Source organism: Exiguobacterium sp. s183 (assembly GCF_018617655.1).
Taxonomy (GTDB): Bacteria; Bacillota; Bacilli; order Exiguobacteriales; family Exiguobacteriaceae; genus Exiguobacterium; species Exiguobacterium aestuarii_A.
In genome coordinates, this window is sequence record NZ_JACSKN010000001.1 from 658,794 (window position 1) to 681,676 (window position 22,883).

Below are 22,883 nucleotides of genomic sequence, written 5' to 3' on the forward strand. Positions count from 1 at the left end.
TTATGAAGGAGCCCGTCCCATGTATATCGTAACCACTTGTTTACGTCCGACAGACGAAGTATTATATCGGGCGCAAACGCATGCCACAACATACAATATGAAATTTATCGAGCGACGCAAACATTCCATTGAGGAACTGAAAAAGCGGCATCGCCAAGATGTGCTTGTCTTTGACAAGCGACGCGTCGAGTTCACACCATTACAAAGTAAAGAGCCATTCTTTTTTCACCCTTCTAGTTCGGTCTTTCGGGTGAAGCAACTCAGTCGTGGCGGAACAGACCCACTCATTGACGCATTACAAGCAATACCTGGTGATCGTATTTTAGATTGTACGCTCGGACTCGGATCAGACAGTATCGTCATGAGCCATGCCGTCGGTTCAACCGGTAAAGTAATCGGTCTTGAGAGCCAATTCATAACGGCACAGCTCGTCCGAGAAGGCATGTCCGTTTGGGTCGAAAAAGATGAGCAGGTGAATGAGGCGATGCGCCGCATTGAGGTCGTTCATACGAATTCTCTCGAATATTTAAAAACATGTGCGGAAAATTCGTTCGACTGTATTTACTTTGATCCGATGTTCGAAAAAACGATTTCAGAATCGGTTCATCTGAACCCACTTCGTTCAATCGCCGACACATCCCCACTCTCAAAAGAGTTGATGGTTGAAGCAAATCGAGTAGCTAAGAAACGAATTGTCTTAAAGGCTCATTTTGAGAGCGATGCCTTCAAGCACTATGGTTTTACTCAGGTAAAGCGAAAAACATCGAAGTTCCATTATGGATATATCGACCTGGAGTCTAAGACTATTTAGTACATATTGACTAAATAGGTCTTTAGACTCTTTTTTAGGTTATTATTTTCTGAATATTGACATTAATCAGACACAAACGGTACATTTACAACAAGCTCACACATTTTCCCATTATTTTTTTACAGGAGGTTCATACAAATGAAAAAACGTTCCATCCGTCGAACGACACTCGCGGCTCTCATGACATCTGCCATGACAGTCAGCATCGTTCCGGCTGCTGGTGCTGCACCCCTATCGGTTGCACCATCTGTGCCGACAACGAGCGAGCTTGCTCCGTTCGACCACAACATCATCGACGAAGATCGTCTCGCAAAAGCACTCGAGAAGCGTGGCGTCATCAAAAAAGGATTGTCAGCATCGGAGCGCATGAAAGCGGTCGACGCGTATATCGCGAAAAAACAAGGTGAAGCGAAAGATCCACATAAGCACGACGACGAATTGAATGAGAAGGCTTCAAAAGCAAAAGAGAAGATACATACTCAATTCGAAAAAGAAACTGAACGAATTCTCGACAAAGCGAAAAAAGGTCAAGCGAATTACCGTAAAGGAAAGCCGAACGGTCAAGTGAAGGTTTCTCCGGCCCAACAATCATCTTATAACGGTGCAGTGCGTGAAGATAAAGTCCTCGTCCTTCTCGTCGAGTATAGCGACTTCAAACACAATAACATTATTCAAGAAGCAGGCTATATGTATAGTGACAACTTCAGCAAAGAGCACTATGAGAACTATATGTTTGGTGACCAACCATTTGAACTCTTCAACGGAGAAAAGGTTCAAACGTTCAAACAATACTATGAAGAACAATCAGGTGGCAGTTACACGGTCGACGGAGAGGTTTCTGAATGGTTAACCGTACCAGGAACTGCTAAAGACTATGGTGCAGACAAAGGCGATGGTGGTCATGATAACGTCGGTCCTGGTCCGCGTCAACTCGTTAAAGATGCGTTAAACGCTGCTGTCGCATCAGGAATCGATCTTGCCGAGCACGACCAATACGATCTTTATGACTTGGATGGAGACGGTGACTTCAATGAGCCAGACGGACTCGTCGACCACTTAATGATCATCCACGCTGGTACTGGTCAAGAAGCTGGTGGTGGTGCACTCGGTGACGATGCAGTATGGTCACACCGTTGGGTCCTTAACGGCGTTTATCCGGTAGCCAACACAGAAGCTGCAGTTCCTTACTGGGGCGGAAAAATGGCGGCGTACGATTACACGATTCAACCTGAAGACGGTGCAGTCGGCGTCTTCGCACACGAATTTGGACATGACCTCGGTCTTCCAGATGAGTACGATACGCAGTACACAGGTCAAGGTGAGCCAGTACAATCATGGTCAATCATGAGTGGCGGTAGCTGGGCTGGTAAAGTCGCTGGTACAGAGCCAACAAGCTTCTCACCACAAAACAAAGAGTACTTCCAAAAAATCATGGGTGGAAACTGGGCGAACATCACAGAAGTCGACCTTGAAGACATCAACTCACAAGGTTTTGTCTCACAACTCGACCAATCTGTGACGAAATCAAACAACCCAGGAATCGTCAAAGTCAACCTTCCTGATAAGAAGATTAAAGGAATCGAACCAGCTTATGGCGAGCGCTACTACTACTCGACAAAAGGTGACGACATCCATACTGAAATGGCTACACCTAGCGTGAAACTTGGTGCGGACGGTGTCCTCACATTCGATTCATTCTATGAAGTCGAATCAGATTACGACTACTTGTACGTAAAAGCCGTCAGCGGCGGTAAAGAAGTTGTCCTCGATGTGTTCGGTGACGATGTCAACGGCGAAAACGAAGCTGGATACCCTGCTGAGACGACGAACGGTGCATGGGTCAACAAGTCTTATGACCTCTCACAATTCGCTGGACAAGATGTACAGATCGTATTCGAATACGTGACAGATGGCGGCGTCGCAATGAAAGGCTTCGCAGTCGACAACTTGTCAATCCAATCAGAATCAGCAACACTCTTCGCAGACGATGCGGAAGGTGCTGAAGCCGTCACACTTGATGGATTCGTCAACTCAGACGGATACGATTCAAAACCACATTACTACTACCTCGAATGGCGTAACCATGCCGGGGCGGATATGGGTCTTCTTAACGGCCGTGGCGTGAAATACAACACTGGTCTTGTCGTGTGGTACGGTGATGACTCGTACACAGACAACTGGGTCGGTGTCCACCCTGGTGAAGGCTTCCTCGGTGTCGTCGACTCTCATCCAGAGGCGCTCATCGGAAACTTGAACGGGAAAGAGACAGTTGCAGGTAGCACACGTTACCAAATCGCTGATGCTGCATTCAGTCTCGATAAGACACTCGCTTGGTACATCGATTCACCAAGTCGTGGTGTGTATGACTACAAAGCACAAGCTGGCGTGAAACAGTTCAATGATGCGAATTCGTACATCAACTCACTCATCCCAGATGCAGGACGTAAACTTCCGCAATACGGGCTCGTCATTGACGTTGTCGGTGAAGCGAAAGACAACTCTGCAGGTGCTGTTTGGATCCGCACAAAATAAGCATGAACCATTCGACCTCCAGTCTTCTAACAAAGAAGATTGGAGGTCTTATTATTCTGAAAAAGCTTGAAAAATGGAAGGAACGTGTGTAACATAGTTGGTGTAACGCCTCTGTAGGTTAGTGGCAGACCTCAGCAATGGTAATGCTGCAGCACGAGTTCGATTCTCGTCGGAGGCATCAAAAACACCGCTCAACGAAGCGGTTCAGAGCACTTCCTGTTTATGACAGGAGGTGCTTTCTTTTTGTCATTGCACAGAAATTGCACAGTTTCCGTTTTTTTGTGTCGTGAGCACCGCTTTGTCGAATTGGTTTTAATTTGTCGAACGATAGTTACTCGTTTGATAGCTTTTGATCCATTAACGCCCCGAATGTCTCGGCCGTCTGTTTCTGGAGCGTCATCGTGACGTGGGTGTACATATCCATCGTGACACTGATATCCTTGTGCCCCAACCGCTCCTGTACGACCTTCGGGTGCTCACCGAGTTCGAGCAATAGCGTAGCATGGGTATGGCGCAGGTCATGGATACGGAAGTCCTCAGGCAGTCCCTTCTCACGTAAGACGCGCTTATGCCAGTGTCGAAGGTAAGAGCGGTGCTTCGGTTTCCCTTCAATCGTAAGGAATACCAGGTTTGAGAACGTCGGCTCTGGCTCGTTCCGCATCTTCTTCACGAGAAACATCCATTGCATCTTGTACCATTTCAATGTCTGGACCAAGTTGTTCGAGATGGTGACGTGACGGACACGTTTGTTTTTTGTTCCGTCCAATGAGTAACGTTTGTCTTTCGTGCTGTACGATAGAGAGTGAGCGACACGTATCGTCGCATTGTCAAAGTCGATGTCCGACCAACGGAGCGCCAATACCTCACCGATTCGCATACCAGTGTATGCTGCAGTCTTCAAAGCGACGTAGTTCCCGTGATTCGCCTCTTCCTCGGCCAACTCTTTGCATCCATTCAAATAGGATGTGAGTTGTAACGAGTCGAAGGTGTGAATCTCCTTCTTCGGCATACGGAACTGTTTGATAACGCTGACTGGGTTCTCGCTCACATACTTGTTTCGGACGGCATAACCGAATAGTGAGGAAAGAATGCTCCGATACGTGTTCGTTGTCTCGGGTGCCAGCCCTTCCTCTTGCAAAGTTTTCAAGAAGACTCGAATGTCTCGGGTGGTCACCTCTTGAACAATTTGTCCTCTGAAATGGTCTAAGATGCGGTTCATTCGTGCTGTGTAGCTGTCTCTGGTGTTGATGGACAGTTCAGCAACGTGTTCGGTCAACCACTCATCAGCCACTTCTTCAAACGTGAGTGACGCATCTTTACGTTCTACCTCGTCAAACTCTCCCGCTTCGAATCGGTTGATCCAATTCGTGACTTTCGATTGAATGTCCCGCTTCGTCTTGGCGGTCACATATTTTTGGATGCGTTGTCCTAAATTGTTGTAGCCGAGCGTGACGCGTGTGTAATACGTTTTTTTCTTCTCATCATAATGAATATTCATCTTCATCCCCCTACCCTGTGCATGAGAGTAAGCAGAACCATCCTACCTCACTCTCCCTGTATAGACAATCTTACACCAAATGAAAGAACGTTTGTTCCTATTTTTGAATGAAAGGTAGAAAGGTTTTCCTTCTATATAATGCGGGAATAATCAAGTAGTAAAGTCGTCTAGTCAACTAGATAGGAGGCTCTCATGAACATTGTGGTCATCGGTGGGACCCAAGTGGCGATCAAAGGCACGACGAAAGAGATTGAGGAAATGTTGCGTCGGTTGCAAGCGGTGACGGTGGAGCAAACGGGCTCGGTCACGAAGTATGTGACGCGGCAGGACAATCGAATCACATTGGCGAAATAGGCTCTCGAATGAGGGCTTTTTTGTTTGGAGGGATATCATGAAATGGAGCATCATCAATCAACGACTCGTCCCTGCTGACGTGCACGGGCGGTACAGAGCCACATGGAAACTGGCGGAGACGTACGGCGAGACGGACGTATTCCTGGGCTTGTCGACGGACCCGATCGTCATCATGACGCCAGTGGACGAGCACACTTATCAGCAGACGACTTTATCGCATGACCCTGAGGCGTTCAAGGATTTATGGGAGAATGACCGGCGGAACGAGTTGCCGGAGTTGAGGCGTTTCCTCGAATCGTGCGATTTGCTACGCTGAGGATTCACGGAACGTCCACGTGACGATGCTGTTTGACGAGCGTATGCTCGATATGAGGTGATGACATGGCGGCGACGAAACGACCGTTTATGCTGTATGACGATACATACGAGTTGATCTACTCCCGATTGGTGATGGCGAACCTTGACCCGCACATCAGGTTCCGCGTCATCGAGGTGAATCCGTTGAATATGCGCTATCTGTGTGAGGTGACGAGTCGAGATGCGACATGGTGGCAATGGGTGTATCTACATCGCGGGTATAGCCGTAAGATGCACACGAAGCCGAAAGTGAAACGCAAAAAAGACCCCACTCTCGTTTGAGGTGGGGTCTCATTATTACTCATATGCTAAAGTTTTTTGCATTAATTAGCTAACTAAAAAAATATTCCATTTAAATGTTTTGTATATTTTCCCATTTGAGATTTAAATAATTTCAACATAAGGATATAATGTAATTTATAGTAAGAATTCTTATAAGGGAGAGTTAAACAATTGAACAATAAATTGGTGGCGTTAATGCTAGCTTTAGTTTTTGTACTCGTTGTAGGTTATGCTCAAATCTTTCACAAAAATGAGCCTGTTATCAGCTCAGAGAATACTCAAATAAAACAAACGGATCGGAAGTTTAGTGGTGAGAGTTTTCTTTCAGTAACCGAGAATTCATTAAATCTTTATTTCCGTAAAGGTGGTGAAAATGAATATATTCACTACCTTTTAGAAAACAAAAAGAAAAGTCTTGATAAAAATGAAACTGCATCAAATTACGACATATGGAACATCATTTCAGTGAGTCACGTAAAAGCGACAAAATATGGAGGTTTCAGAAACATAAATCAGATTGTTTCGGATGGAGAATGGTTTTTTGCCGCGCGTGAAGAAAAGGCTAACGATTTTATCGGTGGGCACCATCATGGAGATGATCATTTCAAAGATGTGGAGATTACTATTGATGGAAAAGACGTTGATATGACCCAAAAAGGTGAGTATAAAGACTTTACTGAATTAAAACTTTCTTATACAAGCGAAGTTTCGCGTGATAATACAGTTTTTAATTCTGGTGAGCCTGTGATTGAACGTAAAAATGAAGTATTGATTACTGGCGATCTCGTCACTTCGAACCAGAAGGTCGAATTCTTAGATGATATTCAACTTCAATATTTGTATCTCACTATGCTACCAATCTTACGAAACAACGGCGGTAGTCAAATCACTAGTTCAGTCAACTTCCATGGCAAGACATACGACGTTTCAAAATCCGGATTCAAACATGCTGATCTACAATTTAAACCAGGCGATGAAATCCTAATCTCTGGTGATACTTATCGCGCTAAGGTCAATGTGAAAATACAACAAGAGCAGTACACTACTAAGTTGCTTGCTTCCAATTCAGAGGCGTATAACAAACTTTACTTTTCTGTAATCAATGAAAATACTGATTTTGCTAAAGGTGACATCATTAATGCCACAAGTAATTTTATGATTGAATTTTAAAAAACCCCACTCAAGCGAGTGGGGTTTCGTCGTGGTTATACGTCTTCTATACGGATGTTCTTCGCCTTGCCATCCAGCGCTTCAGAGACGCCGTGGATAACGCTGTCTTGTTGACTGAACGCGCCGACCTGTTTGCCGTCGACGATGACGCGTTTGAGTCGCGGTTTCACGTCCGGCGGTTCCGTCCTCGGTGGATCAGACTTCTTTACGAGCCTGTACTCGAAGTTCGTGCCAGATTGCGACGGGAGCCACTCGCCCGAGTAGAGCTGATACCAACCGTCCTTGATGGCGTAGACGTTGCGTGTCTCGCCTTTCTTGACGACTGCACCCGTCTGGGTGCCCCACTTGTTGCGGGCATAGGCAGGGACGTCGCGCTTCGTGGTGAGTGAACCGAGTTTCTTGGATGAGGCGGGCTTAACGAGTTGCGGTGCGATTGGTTTTGGGTTCTTCAGTTCCTCATAGCGTTCAGCAATCGCTCGTTTAAAGGCAGCGCCCCGTTTCTCATCCAAGATGCGGTGCGGGCAGTTCTTGCCGCTCCACTCTTGATGGAACTTCACGGCGGAAGGTGGCAATCCCAATTGGACCAACACATGTGCGGTGTATTCAATCGCATTTGCCTCCGCCTCCTCGTAACGTTTCCCACCCGACTTCGAGTAACAAATCTCAATCCCGATTGATTCACGGTTACCTTTCCCTTCGAGCCCGTCGCCAGCATGCCAGGCGTTACGGTTGAATGGGATGAGCTCGACGACCTCTACGTCATCGATAGCGACGTGGAAACCCGTCTCTTTCGGGTTGCTCAACATAAAATTGGCTTCGTTCTTCGCTGGCGCATCGTTCCACGTGTTGTGGATCGTGACGTACTTCGGGGTCATCGAATACGGTGCTTTCAGAGGATATTTACTTTTCGGGAGCCATTGTTGGCGAATCGTGTAGCTCACTTGTCTTCCTCCTTTGTAGCGATGACTTCCTTCTCGGCTAACTCTGCATCAATCGGCACCTCGCGGCTGACCGGCTTGACCTGTTCGTCCTCTGGTGCGACGTCTTGGGCGATGCGGTCGATGGTCGGGTCTTCCTTGTCGCCTTGGAGTTGCGACAGTACCTCGACAAGCTTGTCAGGGAGTGGTACGCCCAACAGCGCACAGTTCTCCGTGACCGATAGCCCCTCTCGTGCGATGTAGTAATAGATGACGAGCGTCCGCATGACCGGATGGCTGTTGTTGAGCATCTCGTCGAGTAGGACGGCGACGATGATGACCATGAAGACGACGCCTTTACGGATGCCGCCCCACCACATGACGTCCGAGTTGAGGCGTTTGTGTTTGGCAGCGGCTAAAAAGCCTGTGACGTAGTCGATGACGATGAGCGTGACGAGCAGTTTAATCGCCACGTCCCAGCCCCCTAGCATCCCTGTGACGATAGTGGCTGTGGCGGCGACGCCGCCCTCGATAAAGTGTTGTGTACGCATGATGGACCTCCTTGTTGTGTGGGGTCACGGGCTGTGTCGTGTGCATGAGTGTGACCCTCCTTTGACGGCGTGTGGGCAAAACAAAAGCGCCCCAGAGGAGGCGCTGTAATAGTATTTTTTGCTTGTATCGATATTAGGAGATTGCTTTTGTTTTTAGGTACTCCCTTAGTGCTTTCAAAACGATATCTTCATCATCTTCACCAGATGTATCAACTAGTTTTTTTTAGTTTGTCATCAAGTTCGTTATCGATCCTTAACTCTAAATACCAAATTTTCATTAGAGGGACCTCCTCGTCGACACGTAATCACTAAAAAGAAAAACCGTTTTCTACTTGATGAATAGTAACAAGTTTTTCTGCTCGTTGTTGGATGACCTCGTTACCACTGACGCGTTTCACCCACTCATCTACACCGTCGCAGACGTCGGTGCAAAAGACATCAACTTGTAGTTGGAGTGTATTGTTTATCTGATTACAATGGATCATCCCGCTACTCGGCGGTTCGACAAATAGATAATCAGACAAAATCTTTCTCATCCTTTGTTCTTCAATGTTCGATTCTCCTTGGTGCAAATAGGCGCATCTCAAGGCATATGCATCCTCACCATTCAAGAACACGTGCGTTCCCCAAGGGCTTTTCGAAGTGTATTTATCCATTAAATATTCTTCGAACCAATCAACGTATCGCTTAGACGAAATTTTTTCTGGAAACTCAAGTCTGCCGCAAATATCAGGCAACGTTAACGCTAGTGTAAGGGATGAATACCAGTTTCTGTCCTTTATCGAATCCCTTACTCCATTAGTGAAATTTAACATTTTGTTTTCAAGTAGATTATTCATTGTTATCCCTCCATCTTCTTCCAATATCTTCATTCTACAAAATGGAGGGATTCCCTTCTGAAATTATTCAATTTGAAGATTTAATTGTACAGTAGTATGTCGTGATATGTTCCGAATGAGACTTTACTCACAAAATAAATTCATAAACATTTGGTAGTGTTGTGACTAAATAGCGACCGTCGAAACGGTACTCTTCTCCGGCAGGGATTGTAACATTTTCGAATTGCTGAAAATACAATTTACCTAGTGTCGCCCCTCGGTGCTCAATCCAAGAAAACGGGTCTCCCACACCTAAATTACCGATGCGGTTCGTCCGTTTGAAATTGTCAATCGTCATGGCGACGGCCGTGTTCATTTTTTCTCCTGCGTCCACGTCGTTGAGGATGGCGAACGATTGTGTTACATCACTTTCGGCCCAATACTCTTTATAGTTCGGTTGGTTGGTGATGACGGCGTAATCATTGCCGATGCTCGTCTTAATTTTTTTGGCGAAACTGACAAAATACGGCAACATTAATGCGTATCCGACATCGATTTGTGTGTCGCGCAAGAATTTCACGCGCCCGGACACGGTGACGACTCCGTTTTTAATCGTGTGATAAGTGATGATTTCCATCAACGGGTTGGTTATGTCGGATGGATGTACGCCTTTAACCTTCTGAATCAGTTGTACCGTTTCTACGTCGATGTAATAGTTCCCGGTGTTCCACGTGACCGGCTTTCCATCGACGAGCAGTTGAGTGTCCTGTAAATTAAACGCCGTACCAATCGCGTTGTGTTCGGGGACGAAATGATAGGGTTCTGTCGTTCCCGCCGGACGAGCGCTGATGGCAAACTCTTTGTTTGAGTAACTGTAAAGCACCTGTGTCGTCTGTGTGATGTTGAAGGTATCGTCATAGATGTTAAACGTCCGTTGTACGTCCTGTGTGCGTGTCCCGCCAAAGAAGTACCAACCACGCGGAGATGCGACGGGATTTGCCGGATCCTGCCCTTTAAAGACGAGTTTAAGCGTATGTTTTTTCTTTTCAAGATTTTGAAATAGTGTGCTCTCCTTAATTGCTACCGCTGTCGTCGAGAATACAGATACATTAACCCGTTGCTCACCCGCCGTACCTTCATCCAAAATCGCTTCCCATAATCCACCCTGATTGTTTGCGTAGTGGTTAAGGGACACTTTCGTCCCTGTAAAACTGATCGCAATCCAATCATTAACAACACTTGCGTAATAGTTTGGTGCATTCGTTTTGTTGAATGCACCCGATTCCGTTTCGTTGTTTTTAGACTCGATGACGGCATATTGTGGAGTGATATCACCGACCGCCCCTTCCATCAATGTGATGTAATCGTCCTGACCATCACGACGAAATGCGTATGCAATCCCTTTTGTTGGGGCAGTCTGTACATTGACGAAAAATTGTTTAAGGTTCCCGACGGCGATTTGAACGTTCATTTTTTGTTTTTGACTCGAAAGACGAGATAAATCACGTACAAAATCAGGTTGATCCGTGACTGAAAGTTTTGTCTCTGTTTCCGCCAACTGCGACGTAATCCCTTCGAACAATTGGCGGTCAATCGGCGTCCCTAACTGTACGACTTCGCTCGGATTTTCCTGCCATGTCGGGATCAGGTCAAATTGGTCTGTGGTGCCCGCCACAGGGACACGCTTGAATCGGTTTGGATACTGCACAATATGGTCTTTAAACTCTTGGGTCATAGGCTCATCTCCTTCGTATCAATCTCAATCCGTGCGTAGGTCGGTCTTCCTGGTCGCTGCACGATGACGGTCGGGCGATTCAAGAGGCGCACATCGTTTTCGTCATAGAAGCGCAACTGACTGATGCCTGTCGTGTTCGCGGGGATATTGACCCACAGATTGAGTTTCGTGCCTACAACGTCGTTCTTGACGATGTCGGCGTTATATTCATTGCCGTCTTGTAGATAAGCCGCACGGGTGATGCGACCGCTCATGTAGAGGGCGATGTCTTGCAATAGTGTCGGTTCAAACATGTTCGGCATCTCATAACCCTCCTGGTGTCGTCATCATGCGTGTCTGGTTCAACAACGGTACCCGCACCTCGTTCAAGATGAGGACGTGTTCGAGTGACAGGTTCGTCTTGATCTTGACGCGGTAGAACAAGTCGAGATAGGCGGGGATGATTTCACGAAACGTCTTATACAGGAGCCCCTCGTCAATCGGCTTGTCCTCGCCTAACACGTCCACCTCGATGACGAACCCGTCCATGTTCCTCACAATCTCGACCGTCAGCCCCAGCCCGCCCGCGACGTTCTTCAAATACGCCTCGTTGACGTTCTGTGACTTTCGTTTCGCGGCGAGGAGTCGTGCCCGTCGATCGTCCAAACTAAGCGTCTCGTCCTCAGGAAGCCCGTACTGCAACTCCATGAGGGCGATGCCCGCCTCGGTCGCCGATGCCACGAAACGCTCGTTTGTGAGCGTCTCGTCAATCGTCGTCTCGATGCTGGCGATGAGGGAGGCATAGGCGACGAAGATACTCTGCATGTCCTTATTCTCGCGCCAATACGGTGCCGACATGTCCAAAAAACGCTCGAACTTGTCAAGCGCCGTCTGCGTCAATTCGCTCATAGTGTCACGCTCCCGAGTACCGGCGCCTCTTTCGTGGCTGGCACGATGTTATTCAATCCGCCGTTCACCAAAAAGTCCGTCACATCGAGCACCCCATCCGTATCAAGCAGGATTTTGAGGAGTTCGGTGTAACGGACTGGATTTGCCGTGAACACAACACTATTCAGATAAGCATTGACTTGTGTCTCATAGGATGAGATGACCTCTGCCGCCTCATACCCTTCGATGACGCTCAGAGTGCCCGTGATGTCGATGAGACGAGGAGTCGGCGCTTGGATGAGGTTCGTCGCAATGAGGGACGCCTTCTCGTCGATGTGCGCCTGTGTCGCGTCGAGCACCGATACGTCCGGTTCTCCCGTCTTCGTCCAGATGAGCACCGTGACGCTTCCGGGTGACGGGTCGGTCGGGAACACCTTCGCGGCGCTGACCTGTTCAATCTCGAGCGCCCAGTTGACGTAGTCCTGACGATTGCCGCCGCCTGAGACGTTTTGCAGGCGCTGGAAGTAGCGACTCTTCAGTTCGGTGTCACTTTCCGCGTCGAGCCCACCTGTCATGGCGACTTCCTGACGGATCGTGACGAGGTTCTGGAACTCGCGGGGCAGTCGGGTCAAGGTGAACGCGGAGACGTTGTAGACGAGTCCGACGTCTTCCGCTGTGACACTGACTGTCGTCTCCCCTGGAATCGGGTTGTCAGGGTCAGGCTGTTCCGCTGGCGGTGTGATGACCGCGTCCGTGTTAAGCGTGAAGCGCACGTCCGCCTCTGTCGAGATGATTGTGCCCGCAGGGACTGTGATGTCGACGTTACTCTGCAATTTGATGGTGCCCGTCGCGAGTTGTCCGGGCTTTCGGGTGATGCCGACCTCTTTGACGAGTTCATCCAAGAATTCGCCCCATGAGGTGGACGGGATGGCAGCATAGACCGAGTCGACGATCATACGCTGGACGTCAGCAATCTCGTCTGCCCCTGGTTTCGTGGCATCCCAGACAGGCGAGCCTTCCTGCGTGTCCGTGTCACCGTCATATTGTTTGGCTTGGTCGAGCATGCGCGCGTGGATGACCTCGGCGCTCTCGGCTTCAATCGAGATAAAACTAGTTGGCAATGGTGATGTCATCGACCGTGACCTCCTCTCCTGTGTCAATCGTGATGCGGATGCGTGCGGTGAGCGCGTCGTCCTTCAGGATGACCTCTTCGGCGGTGACCCCCTCGACCCCGACGACGGCAAGCGCCGCCTCGTTACATAAGGCTTGTAGGTCCGACCGCGCCGTCTCTGCATCAGGGTAGACCTCACCGAACATCGTCCAGATGAGGGAGCCGTACCCCTCATCGAGATTGTCCGAGCCGAAGGACGGGTACACCTCGACCTGCCCGCGTGGGGTCAAGAGATACTTGATGACCCGCTCGGCTTTCGTGCGGACGGGGTCGGCCTTGAACAGGCGACCGTTGCGCCAATCGATGCCCCATGTGCGAGTACCATAGCCACTGACGAGCAGGGCGTCCTCCGTCTCGGTGTCGACCACGCCGTCCAAGACCTCGTTTAATTCGTCTGTCGGAAACATGGCGTCCCTCCTTAGTAGTAAAGTGCCGGGTTGACCGTGTTGAGCGGCGAACTCGGCGAATAGGCGTAATCACCTTTGTGAATCTCAAAATGGAGATGTGAGCCGGTCGAGTTGCCGGTACTGCCCATCTTGCCGATGAGTTGCCCGATGCCGACCTGATCGCCGACTTTGACATTGATCTCCGACAAGTGGGCGTAGACCGTGACCCACTTCTGGCCACTCGCCCCATCTGGGAAGTGCGTGACCATGATGTGCTTGCCGTAGCCACTTGAGAAAGCAGACTTGGCGACACGACCCGCTGCCGCCGCTCGAACCGGTGTACCGACCGAGTTGGCGATATCAATCCCGTTGTGGAACGTGTAGCCGTATGCCCCACTCGCCGGTCCCCAGCTCTGCGTGACCCGCCCGTCTGTCGGGCGAATGAATATCTTGCCGTCCGCCCGTTCGGGTGCGTTCGGGTCAATCTCGCTCTCAAGGAGACTACTTTTCGGCGTCTCAGGCACTTCGGGTTCTGGTAGATTGTCATTCAAGGCAAGCGTGAGGCGCATCGTGTGCCCGTTCGCCGTGATGATATGGCTATCCGCTTGGATGTACCACGTCCCGCCCGACACCTGATTGCCGCGAAGCTCGACCTTGCGACCGGACTGTCCGTTGACATGCCCGATCATCTCGACCGAAAGGCTTCTGTCCTCGCCGTATGAATTGACGAGGCGTTGCGTCTGTTCGACCAAATCCTTCAAACTTTCCGCATCGAGCGTAATGACGTTTCGCATCGTCCCGAGCTTGTCGCGGAGCGCCTTGTTCGACGCTTCTGCTTGATAGACGACCTCTTCCGCTTTCGGGGTCGCCGTGTCGTCATTGCTTTCGGCGGGGAGTGAGTCGGTAAACGCGCGGTCGGCGTCCACGCCGTACCCGCGATACAATTGCTCGATGGTGTTGGCGTAACCGCTCTCGTCCTCCCCTTGACCAACAGGCCAACCATTCCAGAGGTGCGCCATGTTCTTGCTCGTCGGCGCATAGCCTTGACGCTTCATGACGCCGTATTTCGACCCCTTCATGATTTCGCACGCCTTCTGCAAGTTGTATTCAGGGTCACGGAGCCGGTTCGCATCGACAGGTAGCCCGACGTTGCCCGGTGTGATCTGCGTGAGTCCGATACTGCCCGCCCCGTCACTTGAGATGGCATCGGGATTTCCTGAGGACTCCATCATGACGATGAGTTTCAAGAGGAGGGGGTCCACGCCGTTCTTGTTCGCCACCTGATAGATAAGGGCGTCCCACCGGTCCGTCGCTTTCAGACGTGACTTGAATCCACTCTGATACCCGTTGGAATCAGGTCCTTTGTACTTGCTCGACGCGATGCCTCCGAATCCGCCCGGTGACTGTGCGACACCTGAGGATGCCACCTCTGCCGGACCTTTCGCATAGAGGACGGTGTACACATTCTGGGCGTCATCCGTCTTCGTGATATCCAAAGCGATGACTGGGTCAACGATGAGTCCAGGAAGCCCGCCCCGTTCACGTAAGTCGAGCTTGTCTCCGTTCATGCGTAAGTAATAGCGTTTCCCTGTCTTGCGTCGTTCAAGCCCCAGCAACCCTTGGAGCATCGTCTGCATGTCGACCGCCATATATCCGATGTTGCCGTGACGCTTGGCGGTCGGTTTGATGTATCCTGTCGGGACGCCCGCTCGTTTGGCAAAGTTCTGCACGATCTCCGAGAGGGTGAGTCCTTTGTCACTTGGTGTCGTCCCAATCGGACGGACGAGCAGGTTCGCGGTGTTGCGCTCGAAGTAATAGGCATTGTCGTAACAGGTGAGCGTGACCCCGCTTGTCGCCGAGTGCTCGACATGAAAGACGCGCCCATCGAACAACAGCTTGCCGTCAGCGCTCACACGGATGCGTTCCCCGTTCTCATAGGGCACACCCTGCTTGGCGACGATGGACAACTGACACGAGCGATACAAGCGGTCGAGCGTGCCGTCAATCTTGATGACGGTGACGAGCTGGGTGACCGTGTACCGCTTCTTGTTCTTGCGGTGATAATAATGGACCGTGTAACTCATCAGACGAGCCTCGCAATGACGTAGATGCGTCCTGTTGTCATGTCCTGTAACGCGAGACACCGCTGTCCGATGCTCACACCGTTCGCCACGCTCTCCGTAAATCGAGCGAGTGCGGGTTCGCCCGCTAGGTCAGGACTGAACTCGAGCGGTGACGTTCTGGTGACGCTCCCCTCAAGGAGTCGCACGTCTTGGTTGAATCCTTGTTTTTTCATCGCTTGAATCAAATCATCTTGCCAACTCATGGGACTCCTCCTTTTATAGTGGGGTGACGCGTACCGACGGCAGCCCACGCTCGCGGAACACCATCGCATACGGTAAATCGGATGTGGCGCCCTCCGTCTCGTAGTTGAGCTCTCGGAGATGGAAGAAGCCCGAGACACCTAACGCACGAATGCGGACACGGACAGGGAACGTCGTGTTGAGCACTCGTTGCTCGAACCATTTGGCGAGCTCGACCGGGTCGTGAAGCACCGTCCGTTGTGTGAAATCATAGTCCGAGTCGGATGTGAAGAAGCTCTCCAGCCGAATCTCGCGTGGGTTCATCGCGCCCGGTGCCGTATAGGTGCGTTGGGCGATGGTCGGACGGTCGTCAAATGAGCGGGTATAACTCACCTTGATTTGTTCAGGCGTGACAGGCAGGATGCGCGAATAACCCGCCTGTACCGTCTTCTTGACCGACTTGTATTCGTAGGTCGTCACCCAGCGCCCGTTGATTTTCTTTCGTACTTTGACCTTCTCGCGCACGGTGCGTGTCTCAGGACGGAAATAGGTGACCTCGACCTCCATAGTGCTGCGTGGCATTTACATCGCCCCCTTCAAGCGCAATTCATTGGCGATGGCTTTGCCGATGGCGTCGATGTCCGATTCTTGGCGTACCTGCATCTGACTGATGTTGATAACGATTTGCCCGTTGGTACGACCTGCCGCCTGTGCAGGGACGACTTGCTCCCCTTTATGCAACTCGGCGATATAACCGTCATATGGGACGTATGAGAGTCCAGCGCGGTGGGAGCCGTTCAGACGACTCGACGAACCGGCGTTCGGGTTGAACTCGAACTTGTCGAAGAACTGCCCGTTCATGCGGAACGTCTCTTTCAACTGTTGCCACGGTGTCTGTTGTTCGCCCGGCGTGTAGTACCAGTCCGTCCCCTTACCTGTGAGCGCATCGCCCGCCCAGCGGAGCAAGCCTTTTTGCTTGTTGCCATCCTCATCACGCTGGAAGAACGTCGTTCCCCACTCGGCGAAACCGCGCACCATGTCGACGAACGGGGCGAATGATTCGTTGAAGTCGTGAATCGCCTTGCCGCCCGCTTCCATCGATTCGGCAAACTGCTCGAACTGTTCACGGGGACTCTTACCTTTCTCGCCGTCGAACGTACCCATCATGATCGCGAAAGAGTCGCCGACACCGCTGAAAATCTCACCCGCTCCTTTTAAGAGACGGTCAAAGTCCGTCCATGTGAGGTTCATATCCTCGACGTACTGCACACCCGCGCTCAGTTTCCCTGCGAGGAAGTCACCGAACTTGTCGACGAAGGCGCTCATCTTGGACGACCCCATGATCGTGTTCAATTCCTTGAGCGGTTCTTTCAGCTTGGACAGGATGCCCTCCCCGCTGTCTGCGAAGAGTTTCAATGCGTTCGACTTGAAGAGTTGCCACTGTGCGTATGCCGAGTCATTGACCTGGTCGACGTATTTCGCCGTGTAGCCCATCTTGTCGAGCGTCTTGTCGACGGCCATGAGGTTTTGCTCCCAGCTCCCGTCCGCACTGAACCCGTTCGAGCGGAGACTACTCTTCGAGATGTTGAAACGTTCGGCAATCGAAGTGATATCACCTGATAACGCCTCACGGAGCGAGAAGGACGCCCCTTCCATGCCCTCGAGCAAGTTCGAGGAAGCGAGTCGTTCGTTGATGCTCATGAGACGATCGATATCCCCGAAGTCACGTGTGATCGGCAGGAAGGTCGTCGCCGCTTTCGAAAACTCCTTCTCGGAGAACATCGAGGTCATCGCCTTGTCCTGCACCATCTTGTACAGGTCCATCCCTTTGCCTTGGTCAGCGAGGAGTGCGCCCATCTGCATTTGGGAGAGCTCTTTGTTCATGGCACCGCCGACGATGGCATCCGTCAGTTTCAACGCCCCGAACGCCGCTCCTGCACCTGCGAGGAGTGCCGGGAGACTCATGACCGTGCTGACGATACCCTTGAGCCCGCTACCGAGTGTCCGAACCGCCGTCATGCCTCGTGTGCCCATCGTGGCGAATCCGCTGCCGACCCCGACGAGCGCCCGCTTCATCTTGTCGACGGCTTCGGTGGTCCGTTTCGTTGTCGTGACATATTCTTTTTGTTGCTTATCTAACTCAGCAACTTTCTTGATAAATCTCCCTTTTTCATCCCGTGCTCGAACCATCGTCTTGCGCATCTTTTCGACTTCGGGACTGACACGGTCTTTCGCCTCGAATAACGCGGTATATTTCTTTTCGGCCATCACTACCCTCCTAACCCGGCGTTGCGCCGTTTCATTTCTTCCTCTAGTTGCAAGCCGATGCTTATATAAGCCGCCCGCTTCCAACCCGGCTCCCAGTGCTCGGATTCATGCGGCGGGATGCCGTGGAGCCGAAAGAGGTGGTGCAAATAAAACCATTCATCGGGCGCTTCGTCCGGTCCGAGTGATTTCCCGTCTGGACGGCGGCCCGACATTAGTTTTTTAGTTCTTCATTCTCTTTCGCCTCGTCTTTTGGGTCGATGAAGCCCATTGCTTCCGCCATCGCCTTTTCGATACGTTCTTTCTCGCCGACACGATACGCCATGTCCACGAATTCGATGTCGTCCAAGATATCAAGTTCCTGTTTCATCGAGGCGTCGAGCGATTTCGTCCCATCCGCTTCATGTACCGCCTCGAGGATCATGAGGGCGTTCATACGGTCAGCGTCCACTTTGCCATCCTTCTTACAGCGTTTGCGGATGTCATCAAGCACGTCCTGTGCCAATTCATGCACGTACACCGTCGTTTCCTCGTCGAGCCGCACTTCCACTTTCAATACATCTTCCTTCCGCTTCAACAAGCGTTCTTTGACTGATAACTTTGCCATGTGGCTGCCTCCTTATAAGTAAAGAGACGGGCTAGTGCCCGCCTCATGCGCGTGGTGTCTGGAATCCTTTGATTGATACGTTCGAGGCAAAAAATGGTTGCTCGATTTTAACAGGAGCATCCACTTGCCAGTTTGCGAGGTCCGCCGATTGGAAGACGATGCCGCTCGCTGTGACCGTTCCTGCTTCCATCGTGTCGAGGTTACGCATCGAACCCGTCACCGAGATCAAGCGCTTCTTGCCGTTCCCAAGGTAACTCATGGCAGCGGCTTGCAATGCTGCATTATAGAGGAAACCACCGATGACGCCAGAAGCCTCGCCGCCTGCTACCTTATGTTGTGTCAGTTTCACGCGTGGGATTTTCACCTTCTCGATGTTGTAGTCCACACGTAATTGGAAGTTGTCCACGTAGCTAACGAAGACACCATCGACATAGATGGCCATCTCCTCGCCGTGGTAAATCTCATGACCATTCCGCATTAGTTAGCACCTCCTGAGGCGACGAACTCGAAGAAGAACTTCTCAGCCGCATCGATGAACTCACCTGACGTGAGCAGGTAGATCGACTCACCGACCGGCGGGAAGTCCGGGTGAATGATGGTCGCCGTATCTTCTGACAAGACGCCTTCCCGCTTCAAGCGATTGTTGAACTCTTCGATGGCAGCGAGCAAGACCGCTCGTCCGTCCGCATCGTTGTTGATCTTGCCGATAAAGCCAGACTCGACCGCATACGTGAGCGTCTCCTGATACACGGCCGCATTGTAGGCGATACGGAGCTTGCCTTTGTTGAAGCCTGTCGCGTCACTCGTGATAGCCCCTTCGAGCACCACATCGATGCCGTTGTGAATCGGTACGGCGATACCCTCCGTATAGAAGTTCTCGCGCTGTGCTTTCGTGAGGCGTCGTTCCACGTCCACCGCGAACGGGATGACCTGACGGGTGAGTGACCCTTCGCCAAGCCCTTTCGCGCCCTGCACGCCCGCGAGATACGCGGCGAGCTGACCGCCTGAGTATTGGTCACCCGATGCGTCCGAGACGCCTAGACCCACGTGCATGATGTCCTCGTGCTTCGCCGTCGAGTAGACGAGCTCGACCGCCGCATCGTCTGCGAGCCCCCAAGCGTTACCCGCAAACGCCACGAAGTGACGCCCATCGGCTTTCATCTGGGCGCGCCATACCTTGAGTGCGTCGACATCCGCTTTCACGGCATCATAGCCGAGTGCGAAGCCGTCGAAATAATACGGTGAGAGTTGTTCGAGTGCGTCCTCGAGTGCCTCCGCGTCGTTACGGACGTAGAGGATGAGTCGTGCGGCACCGCCTTGTAGAGCAAGCTCGGCGTGCGCCTTGTTCGTGCCCAGCGTGTCGGCGATCTGTTTCGCTGTCGTGACCTCATGCACCACTCCGCGTTTCTCAGCGATGGATGAGTCGGCGACCATGGCGATGATGCCCCGTTCGCCCGGACGGATGACCCGTTCAGCGGCACGTTCTAAAAGTAAATACAGACCCGGTAGAATCGGGTCAGTGGTCTTGTCCCATGTCGGCATATCGTTGCCTCCTTTATGCTAATTCGTTGTTGATCTGTTGCATGAGCGGACCGCGTTCCTTGTCGATGTCCGTCCATTCATGCCAGACGAGCGTAAGTGTCGCGGCCTTGACATTGGTGGGTCCACCTTCGACCATGCGGACGGACGCGTCCCGTATCTTCAGGAAGCTGTCCGTCTTGGTCGAGCCTTCATAATGCGGCACCTTGTAACCCGCCACAGCAAGCGCATCGATGACGCACGAGGCGTCCCAGTGTGCCTGTTTCCGCTTTTCTCGGTAAAAGACGATGGCGCATACCGCCTCCCGTTTCGACTGCCCCGAAGAGCCTGTAATGCGGTCGTATTGGATAGGCGTGACGTAGATGCTAGGTGTTACAAAGGCAAGTGGCACCTCGTCTTCGTACACCGCTTTGTACTGTGGCTCACCCGAACGGGCGTTGAGCGTCGTCTGAATGTAACGGATGAGGGAACTTTGTCGTGGATTCATCAGCTAAACCCCTTTCGGATGGAGTCATCGAATTTCTTTTGTAGATTCGCGTCGAGGATGCGTTCGGTGATGCGGTACGCGTTGTCGAAGAAGTGCGTCGGCGGGACGAACGATTTGTTATTGACCGTCCAGTGCCCCTCGTTGACGAACTTGACGTATTCGACAGTCGAGCCGACCTCAATCGCCGTCTTGGTGCGTTCCCACACGTTCGATAAGCCCCCTCGCTGGAACGAGTTGACCATCAAGCGCGTGTCGACGAGCTGTTGCCGCAAAATCTCACGGCGTACCTCAGCTAGAAAGGTAAAGCCCATCGCATCGACGTATTCGTTCAGGTCGGTACCGAAGTGACGAAGCACTTGGTCCATATCCTTGGCAAACTCGTCAAAGCCGTTCATAAGGCGATGTCCTGCGTCGCGAATACGCTCAAGTGATGGTCCTTCACGTTACGCGGTGTTCCTGCGACCAACTCCATGTCATCGATGATGAGGATATCGTTCACCTGTACGTCCGCATCAATCGGGAACGTCACTTTCCAGTTCTCGCGAAGTGTTTGGTAACTCGTTGACTGGATGAGGTCGTGCGTCTTACGAACCATGTAACACGGCACATTCGTCGCAATCGTCCCGAGCGTCGTCTCGGTCACGGGGTTGCCGTAATCGTCGTAACTCGGTTCGAGCGGAATCTGCCGCTTGATGGTGCAACGGTCGGAAAGCATCTCTTCAAACGCCATCAGAGGACGCGGAGACGAACACCGCCCCCGCTCCCTCCCTTCACGTAATCTTTAAGGAGATTCGCGATTTCCGGCATGTTGGCGAACACGTTACCGCCCTTTCGGGTGTAGCTGTAATCGTCAAGTTTCTCCGCCGTGTAGCCCTTCATGAGTGACTTGTCGGTACGGATCAACGCGTAATGTTCGGTGAGCAGGACAAGCGCCGTCTCGACCTCTTCCGGCAACGGGAAATACTCAGGTTCGGTGAAACGATGCCCGACATACGAAAAGACGTCCGACTCAGCTTGCCTGATATCGAACGCCAGTTTCGTGTCGGCTCGTTCCTGTACTTTCGGGAAGTCCGTATAGTCCTTCACTTGTTGCGGTGTGATGAGCGCCATTTAGACACCTCCCTGTTCGGCGAGAATGGCATCGACCAGTTGCGCCTTCGTCATCGACGAGCGTCCGGCGATGTCCATGTCCGTTGTGATGTCATAGAGCGCATCCTTCGTCATGGCTTCGAGTTCCTCTCGCGTGTACGTTGGCTCACTAGGCGCTGACGCCATCATCATGAGCGGCTCAGGGTGTGACGGCGTCTTGTGCGATGTACACGAGTGCTTTCGGTGTACGGATGACGAAGTCGGCGCTCGAGAGGACGAAGTGGTACGTTCCTTGTTTCGCTACCGCGCGGTCACCTGCGCCAGTACGTTGGTACGACACATCGAATCCAGTGACGACCGTGAGGTTCTCGAGTGGTGTGAACAACACTTTGTCCTCTTCGATGTGGTCGACGAGCTCGATGTCGTAGCCGTGGAGCTTACGAAGTTCACCGTCAATCAAGACAGCGTCCCCTTTTGGTGTCGGACGAGCGATAACTTCCGCTTGAAGCGCCGCGTGTGTGCCCGCGCCCATGATCCAGACGAACTTACCGGCACGCAACTGCTCACGCGCAACTTTCGTCGGCACCGCTTGGAGGTCAGCGACCGTGATGTCCGCTGCCACGTCGTGCTTGATTGTGTCCGCGTTCGTGCGGGCTTGCTTGAGGAAACCGTCGTTCATCTCAAGGAACGGGTCAGCGGACGCTTCGTCACCGTTGAAGGCGAGGTCTTGCATGTCTGCCGCAAACTGCTCTTGGATCATGCCAGCGACAACATCCTCGACGTTTTGCCCACGCATACGCGCTGTGTAGTACACGTTGTCGTTCTTGAACCATGCATCCGTCATGACAGGTACAAGAGCGAACGGTACGCCACGCTCGATGACGTGGTCAGTGCCTGTTGGCTCTGTGTCGAGTCCTTGGTGCAAGCGCATTTGGCGCTTCTTGACGCCGAGCGCCTCGATTTTACCGACAGGCGACTTCGCGTCGTAGAAGTAGAGCTTACGGAGCGTTGCGGCTGAACCGACAACGTCACGCATGAACGCGCGCCCCTCGTCTGGTGGTAATGTGACATCGTTCGCCTTTTGAAGGTCTTGCATCTGCTTTTGAAGCAATTCTGTGTTGTTCATGTGATGAACCCCTTTCGT

At 51.6% G+C, this 22,883-nt stretch carries 29 protein-coding genes and 1 tRNA gene; 7 read left to right on the forward strand and 23 right to left on the reverse strand.

Annotated features, from left to right (window positions below):
- The first annotated feature begins 19 nt into the window (after positions 1-19).
- From KNP62_RS03445 to KNP62_RS03455, 3 genes are all read left to right on the forward strand, one after another.
- On the forward strand, positions 20-811 hold the full coding sequence (locus tag KNP62_RS03445; protein WP_214783169.1) for a class I SAM-dependent methyltransferase: 792 nt from the start codon (positions 20-22) through the stop codon (positions 809-811).
- 138 nt (positions 812-949) lie between these two features.
- Positions 950-3,343 (forward strand): immune inhibitor A domain-containing protein, encoded by a 2,394-nt coding sequence (locus tag KNP62_RS03450; RefSeq protein WP_214783172.1) that lies wholly within the window; start codon positions 950-952, stop codon positions 3,341-3,343.
- 107 nt (positions 3,344-3,450) lie between these two features.
- A tRNA-Thr gene (locus tag KNP62_RS03455) sits at positions 3,451-3,521 on the forward strand.
- A 153-nt stretch (positions 3,522-3,674) separates the two neighbouring features.
- Here KNP62_RS03455 and KNP62_RS03460 read toward each other — a convergent pair.
- Complete coding sequence (locus tag KNP62_RS03460; protein WP_214783175.1) at positions 3,675-4,841, reverse strand: tyrosine-type recombinase/integrase; 1,167 nt, start codon at positions 4,839-4,841, stop codon at positions 3,675-3,677.
- A gap of 192 nt (positions 4,842-5,033) precedes the next feature.
- Here KNP62_RS03460 and KNP62_RS03465 point away from each other — a divergent pair, with 192 nt between their 5' ends.
- The 4 genes from KNP62_RS03465 (at position 5,034) to KNP62_RS03480 (ending at position 7,004) form a co-directional block, all read left to right on the forward strand.
- Positions 5,034-5,195 (forward strand): hypothetical protein, encoded by a 162-nt coding sequence (locus tag KNP62_RS03465; protein ID WP_214783178.1) that lies wholly within the window; start codon positions 5,034-5,036, stop codon positions 5,193-5,195.
- Between the two features lie 37 nt (positions 5,196-5,232).
- Complete coding sequence (locus KNP62_RS03470) at positions 5,233-5,511, forward strand: hypothetical protein (protein WP_214783181.1); 279 nt, start codon at positions 5,233-5,235, stop codon at positions 5,509-5,511.
- 65 nt (positions 5,512-5,576) lie between these two features.
- Entirely contained in the window at positions 5,577-5,834 is a 258-nt protein-coding gene (locus KNP62_RS03475; protein WP_214783184.1) for a hypothetical protein, read from the forward strand.
- A gap of 171 nt (positions 5,835-6,005) precedes the next feature.
- Positions 6,006-7,004, forward strand: coding sequence for a hypothetical protein (locus KNP62_RS03480; RefSeq protein ID WP_214783187.1), 999 nt, complete (start codon positions 6,006-6,008; stop codon positions 7,002-7,004).
- Between the two features lie 35 nt (positions 7,005-7,039).
- On the opposite strand, the gene KNP62_RS03485 is transcribed toward KNP62_RS03480, so the two are convergent.
- The 22 genes from KNP62_RS03485 to KNP62_RS03590 form a co-directional block, all read right to left on the reverse strand.
- Complete coding sequence (locus KNP62_RS03485) at positions 7,040-7,945, reverse strand: peptidoglycan recognition protein family protein (protein WP_214783190.1); 906 nt, start codon at positions 7,943-7,945, stop codon at positions 7,040-7,042.
- Positions 7,942-8,472 carry a phage holin family protein gene (locus KNP62_RS03490; RefSeq protein WP_214783194.1) on the reverse strand — a complete coding sequence of 177 codons (531 nt, stop codon included), beginning with the start codon at positions 8,470-8,472 and terminating at the stop codon, positions 7,942-7,944. The genes KNP62_RS03485 and KNP62_RS03490 overlap by 4 nt, the downstream gene beginning before the upstream one ends.
- Positions 8,473-8,780: 308 nt before the next feature.
- Positions 8,781-9,311: a hypothetical protein gene (locus KNP62_RS03495; RefSeq protein ID WP_214783197.1), complete on the reverse strand. Its 531-nt coding sequence runs from the start codon at positions 9,309-9,311 to the stop codon at positions 8,781-8,783.
- Between the two features lie 127 nt (positions 9,312-9,438).
- On the reverse strand, positions 9,439-11,025 hold the full coding sequence (locus KNP62_RS03500) for a hypothetical protein (protein ID WP_214783200.1): 1,587 nt from the start codon (positions 11,023-11,025) through the stop codon (positions 9,439-9,441).
- A complete protein-coding gene (locus KNP62_RS03505) occupies positions 11,022-11,327 on the reverse strand; it encodes a hypothetical protein (RefSeq protein WP_214783203.1) in 306 nt (101 codons plus the stop codon). The genes KNP62_RS03500 and KNP62_RS03505 overlap by 4 nt, the downstream gene beginning before the upstream one ends.
- A gap of 1 nt (position 11,328) precedes the next feature.
- On the reverse strand, positions 11,329-11,913 hold the full coding sequence (locus KNP62_RS03510) for a putative phage tail protein (RefSeq protein WP_214783206.1): 585 nt from the start codon (positions 11,911-11,913) through the stop codon (positions 11,329-11,331).
- Positions 11,910-13,025: a baseplate J/gp47 family protein gene (locus tag KNP62_RS03515; protein WP_214783209.1), complete on the reverse strand. Its 1,116-nt coding sequence runs from the start codon at positions 13,023-13,025 to the stop codon at positions 11,910-11,912. Before KNP62_RS03515 ends, KNP62_RS03510 begins: the two co-directional genes overlap by 4 nt.
- Positions 13,003-13,470 (reverse strand): hypothetical protein, encoded by a 468-nt coding sequence (locus KNP62_RS03520; protein ID WP_214783212.1) that lies wholly within the window; start codon positions 13,468-13,470, stop codon positions 13,003-13,005. Before KNP62_RS03520 ends, KNP62_RS03515 begins: the two co-directional genes overlap by 23 nt.
- Before the next feature lie 11 nt (positions 13,471-13,481).
- On the reverse strand, positions 13,482-15,533 hold the full coding sequence (locus tag KNP62_RS15645; RefSeq protein WP_214783215.1) for a M23 family metallopeptidase: 2,052 nt from the start codon (positions 15,531-15,533) through the stop codon (positions 13,482-13,484).
- On the reverse strand, positions 15,533-15,775 hold the full coding sequence (locus KNP62_RS03530) for a hypothetical protein (RefSeq protein WP_214783218.1): 243 nt from the start codon (positions 15,773-15,775) through the stop codon (positions 15,533-15,535). Before KNP62_RS03530 ends, KNP62_RS15645 begins: the two co-directional genes overlap by 1 nt.
- A gap of 13 nt (positions 15,776-15,788) precedes the next feature.
- Positions 15,789-16,334 carry a hypothetical protein gene (locus KNP62_RS03535; RefSeq protein WP_214783221.1) on the reverse strand — a complete coding sequence of 182 codons (546 nt, stop codon included), beginning with the start codon at positions 16,332-16,334 and terminating at the stop codon, positions 15,789-15,791.
- On the reverse strand, positions 16,335-18,020 hold the full coding sequence (locus KNP62_RS03540) for a hypothetical protein (protein WP_214783224.1): 1,686 nt from the start codon (positions 18,018-18,020) through the stop codon (positions 16,335-16,337).
- Positions 18,021-18,022: 2 nt separating this feature from the next.
- Positions 18,023-18,232 (reverse strand): hypothetical protein, encoded by a 210-nt coding sequence (locus KNP62_RS03545; RefSeq protein WP_214783227.1) that lies wholly within the window; start codon positions 18,230-18,232, stop codon positions 18,023-18,025.
- Complete coding sequence (locus KNP62_RS03550; RefSeq protein WP_214783230.1) at positions 18,232-18,624, reverse strand: hypothetical protein; 393 nt, start codon at positions 18,622-18,624, stop codon at positions 18,232-18,234. Before KNP62_RS03550 ends, KNP62_RS03545 begins: the two co-directional genes overlap by 1 nt.
- 43 nt (positions 18,625-18,667) lie before the next feature.
- On the reverse strand, positions 18,668-19,102 hold the full coding sequence (locus KNP62_RS03555; protein WP_214783233.1) for a phage tail tube protein: 435 nt from the start codon (positions 19,100-19,102) through the stop codon (positions 18,668-18,670).
- Positions 19,102-20,166 carry a phage tail sheath subtilisin-like domain-containing protein gene (locus KNP62_RS03560; protein WP_214783236.1) on the reverse strand — a complete coding sequence of 355 codons (1,065 nt, stop codon included), beginning with the start codon at positions 20,164-20,166 and terminating at the stop codon, positions 19,102-19,104. The genes KNP62_RS03555 and KNP62_RS03560 overlap by 1 nt, the downstream gene beginning before the upstream one ends.
- A gap of 13 nt (positions 20,167-20,179) precedes the next feature.
- Complete coding sequence (locus KNP62_RS03565) at positions 20,180-20,650, reverse strand: hypothetical protein (RefSeq protein ID WP_214783239.1); 471 nt, start codon at positions 20,648-20,650, stop codon at positions 20,180-20,182.
- Entirely contained in the window at positions 20,650-21,045 is a 396-nt protein-coding gene (locus tag KNP62_RS03570) for an HK97 gp10 family phage protein (RefSeq protein WP_214783242.1), read from the reverse strand. The genes KNP62_RS03565 and KNP62_RS03570 overlap by 1 nt, the downstream gene beginning before the upstream one ends.
- Positions 21,042-21,380, reverse strand: coding sequence for a DUF3599 family protein (locus KNP62_RS03575; RefSeq protein ID WP_214783245.1), 339 nt, complete (start codon positions 21,378-21,380; stop codon positions 21,042-21,044). The genes KNP62_RS03570 and KNP62_RS03575 overlap by 4 nt, the downstream gene beginning before the upstream one ends.
- Positions 21,380-21,760 (reverse strand): protein YqbG, encoded by a 381-nt coding sequence (gene yqbG, locus KNP62_RS03580; RefSeq protein ID WP_214783248.1) that lies wholly within the window; start codon positions 21,758-21,760, stop codon positions 21,380-21,382. Before yqbG ends, KNP62_RS03575 begins: the two co-directional genes overlap by 1 nt.
- Positions 21,761-21,874, reverse strand: coding sequence for a Rho termination factor N-terminal domain-containing protein (locus tag KNP62_RS03585; protein WP_214783251.1), 114 nt, complete (start codon positions 21,872-21,874; stop codon positions 21,761-21,763).
- 64 nt (positions 21,875-21,938) lie between these two features.
- Entirely contained in the window at positions 21,939-22,865 is a 927-nt protein-coding gene (locus KNP62_RS03590; protein ID WP_214783254.1) for a phage major capsid family protein, read from the reverse strand.
- Positions 22,866-22,883: the final 18 nt, after the last annotated feature.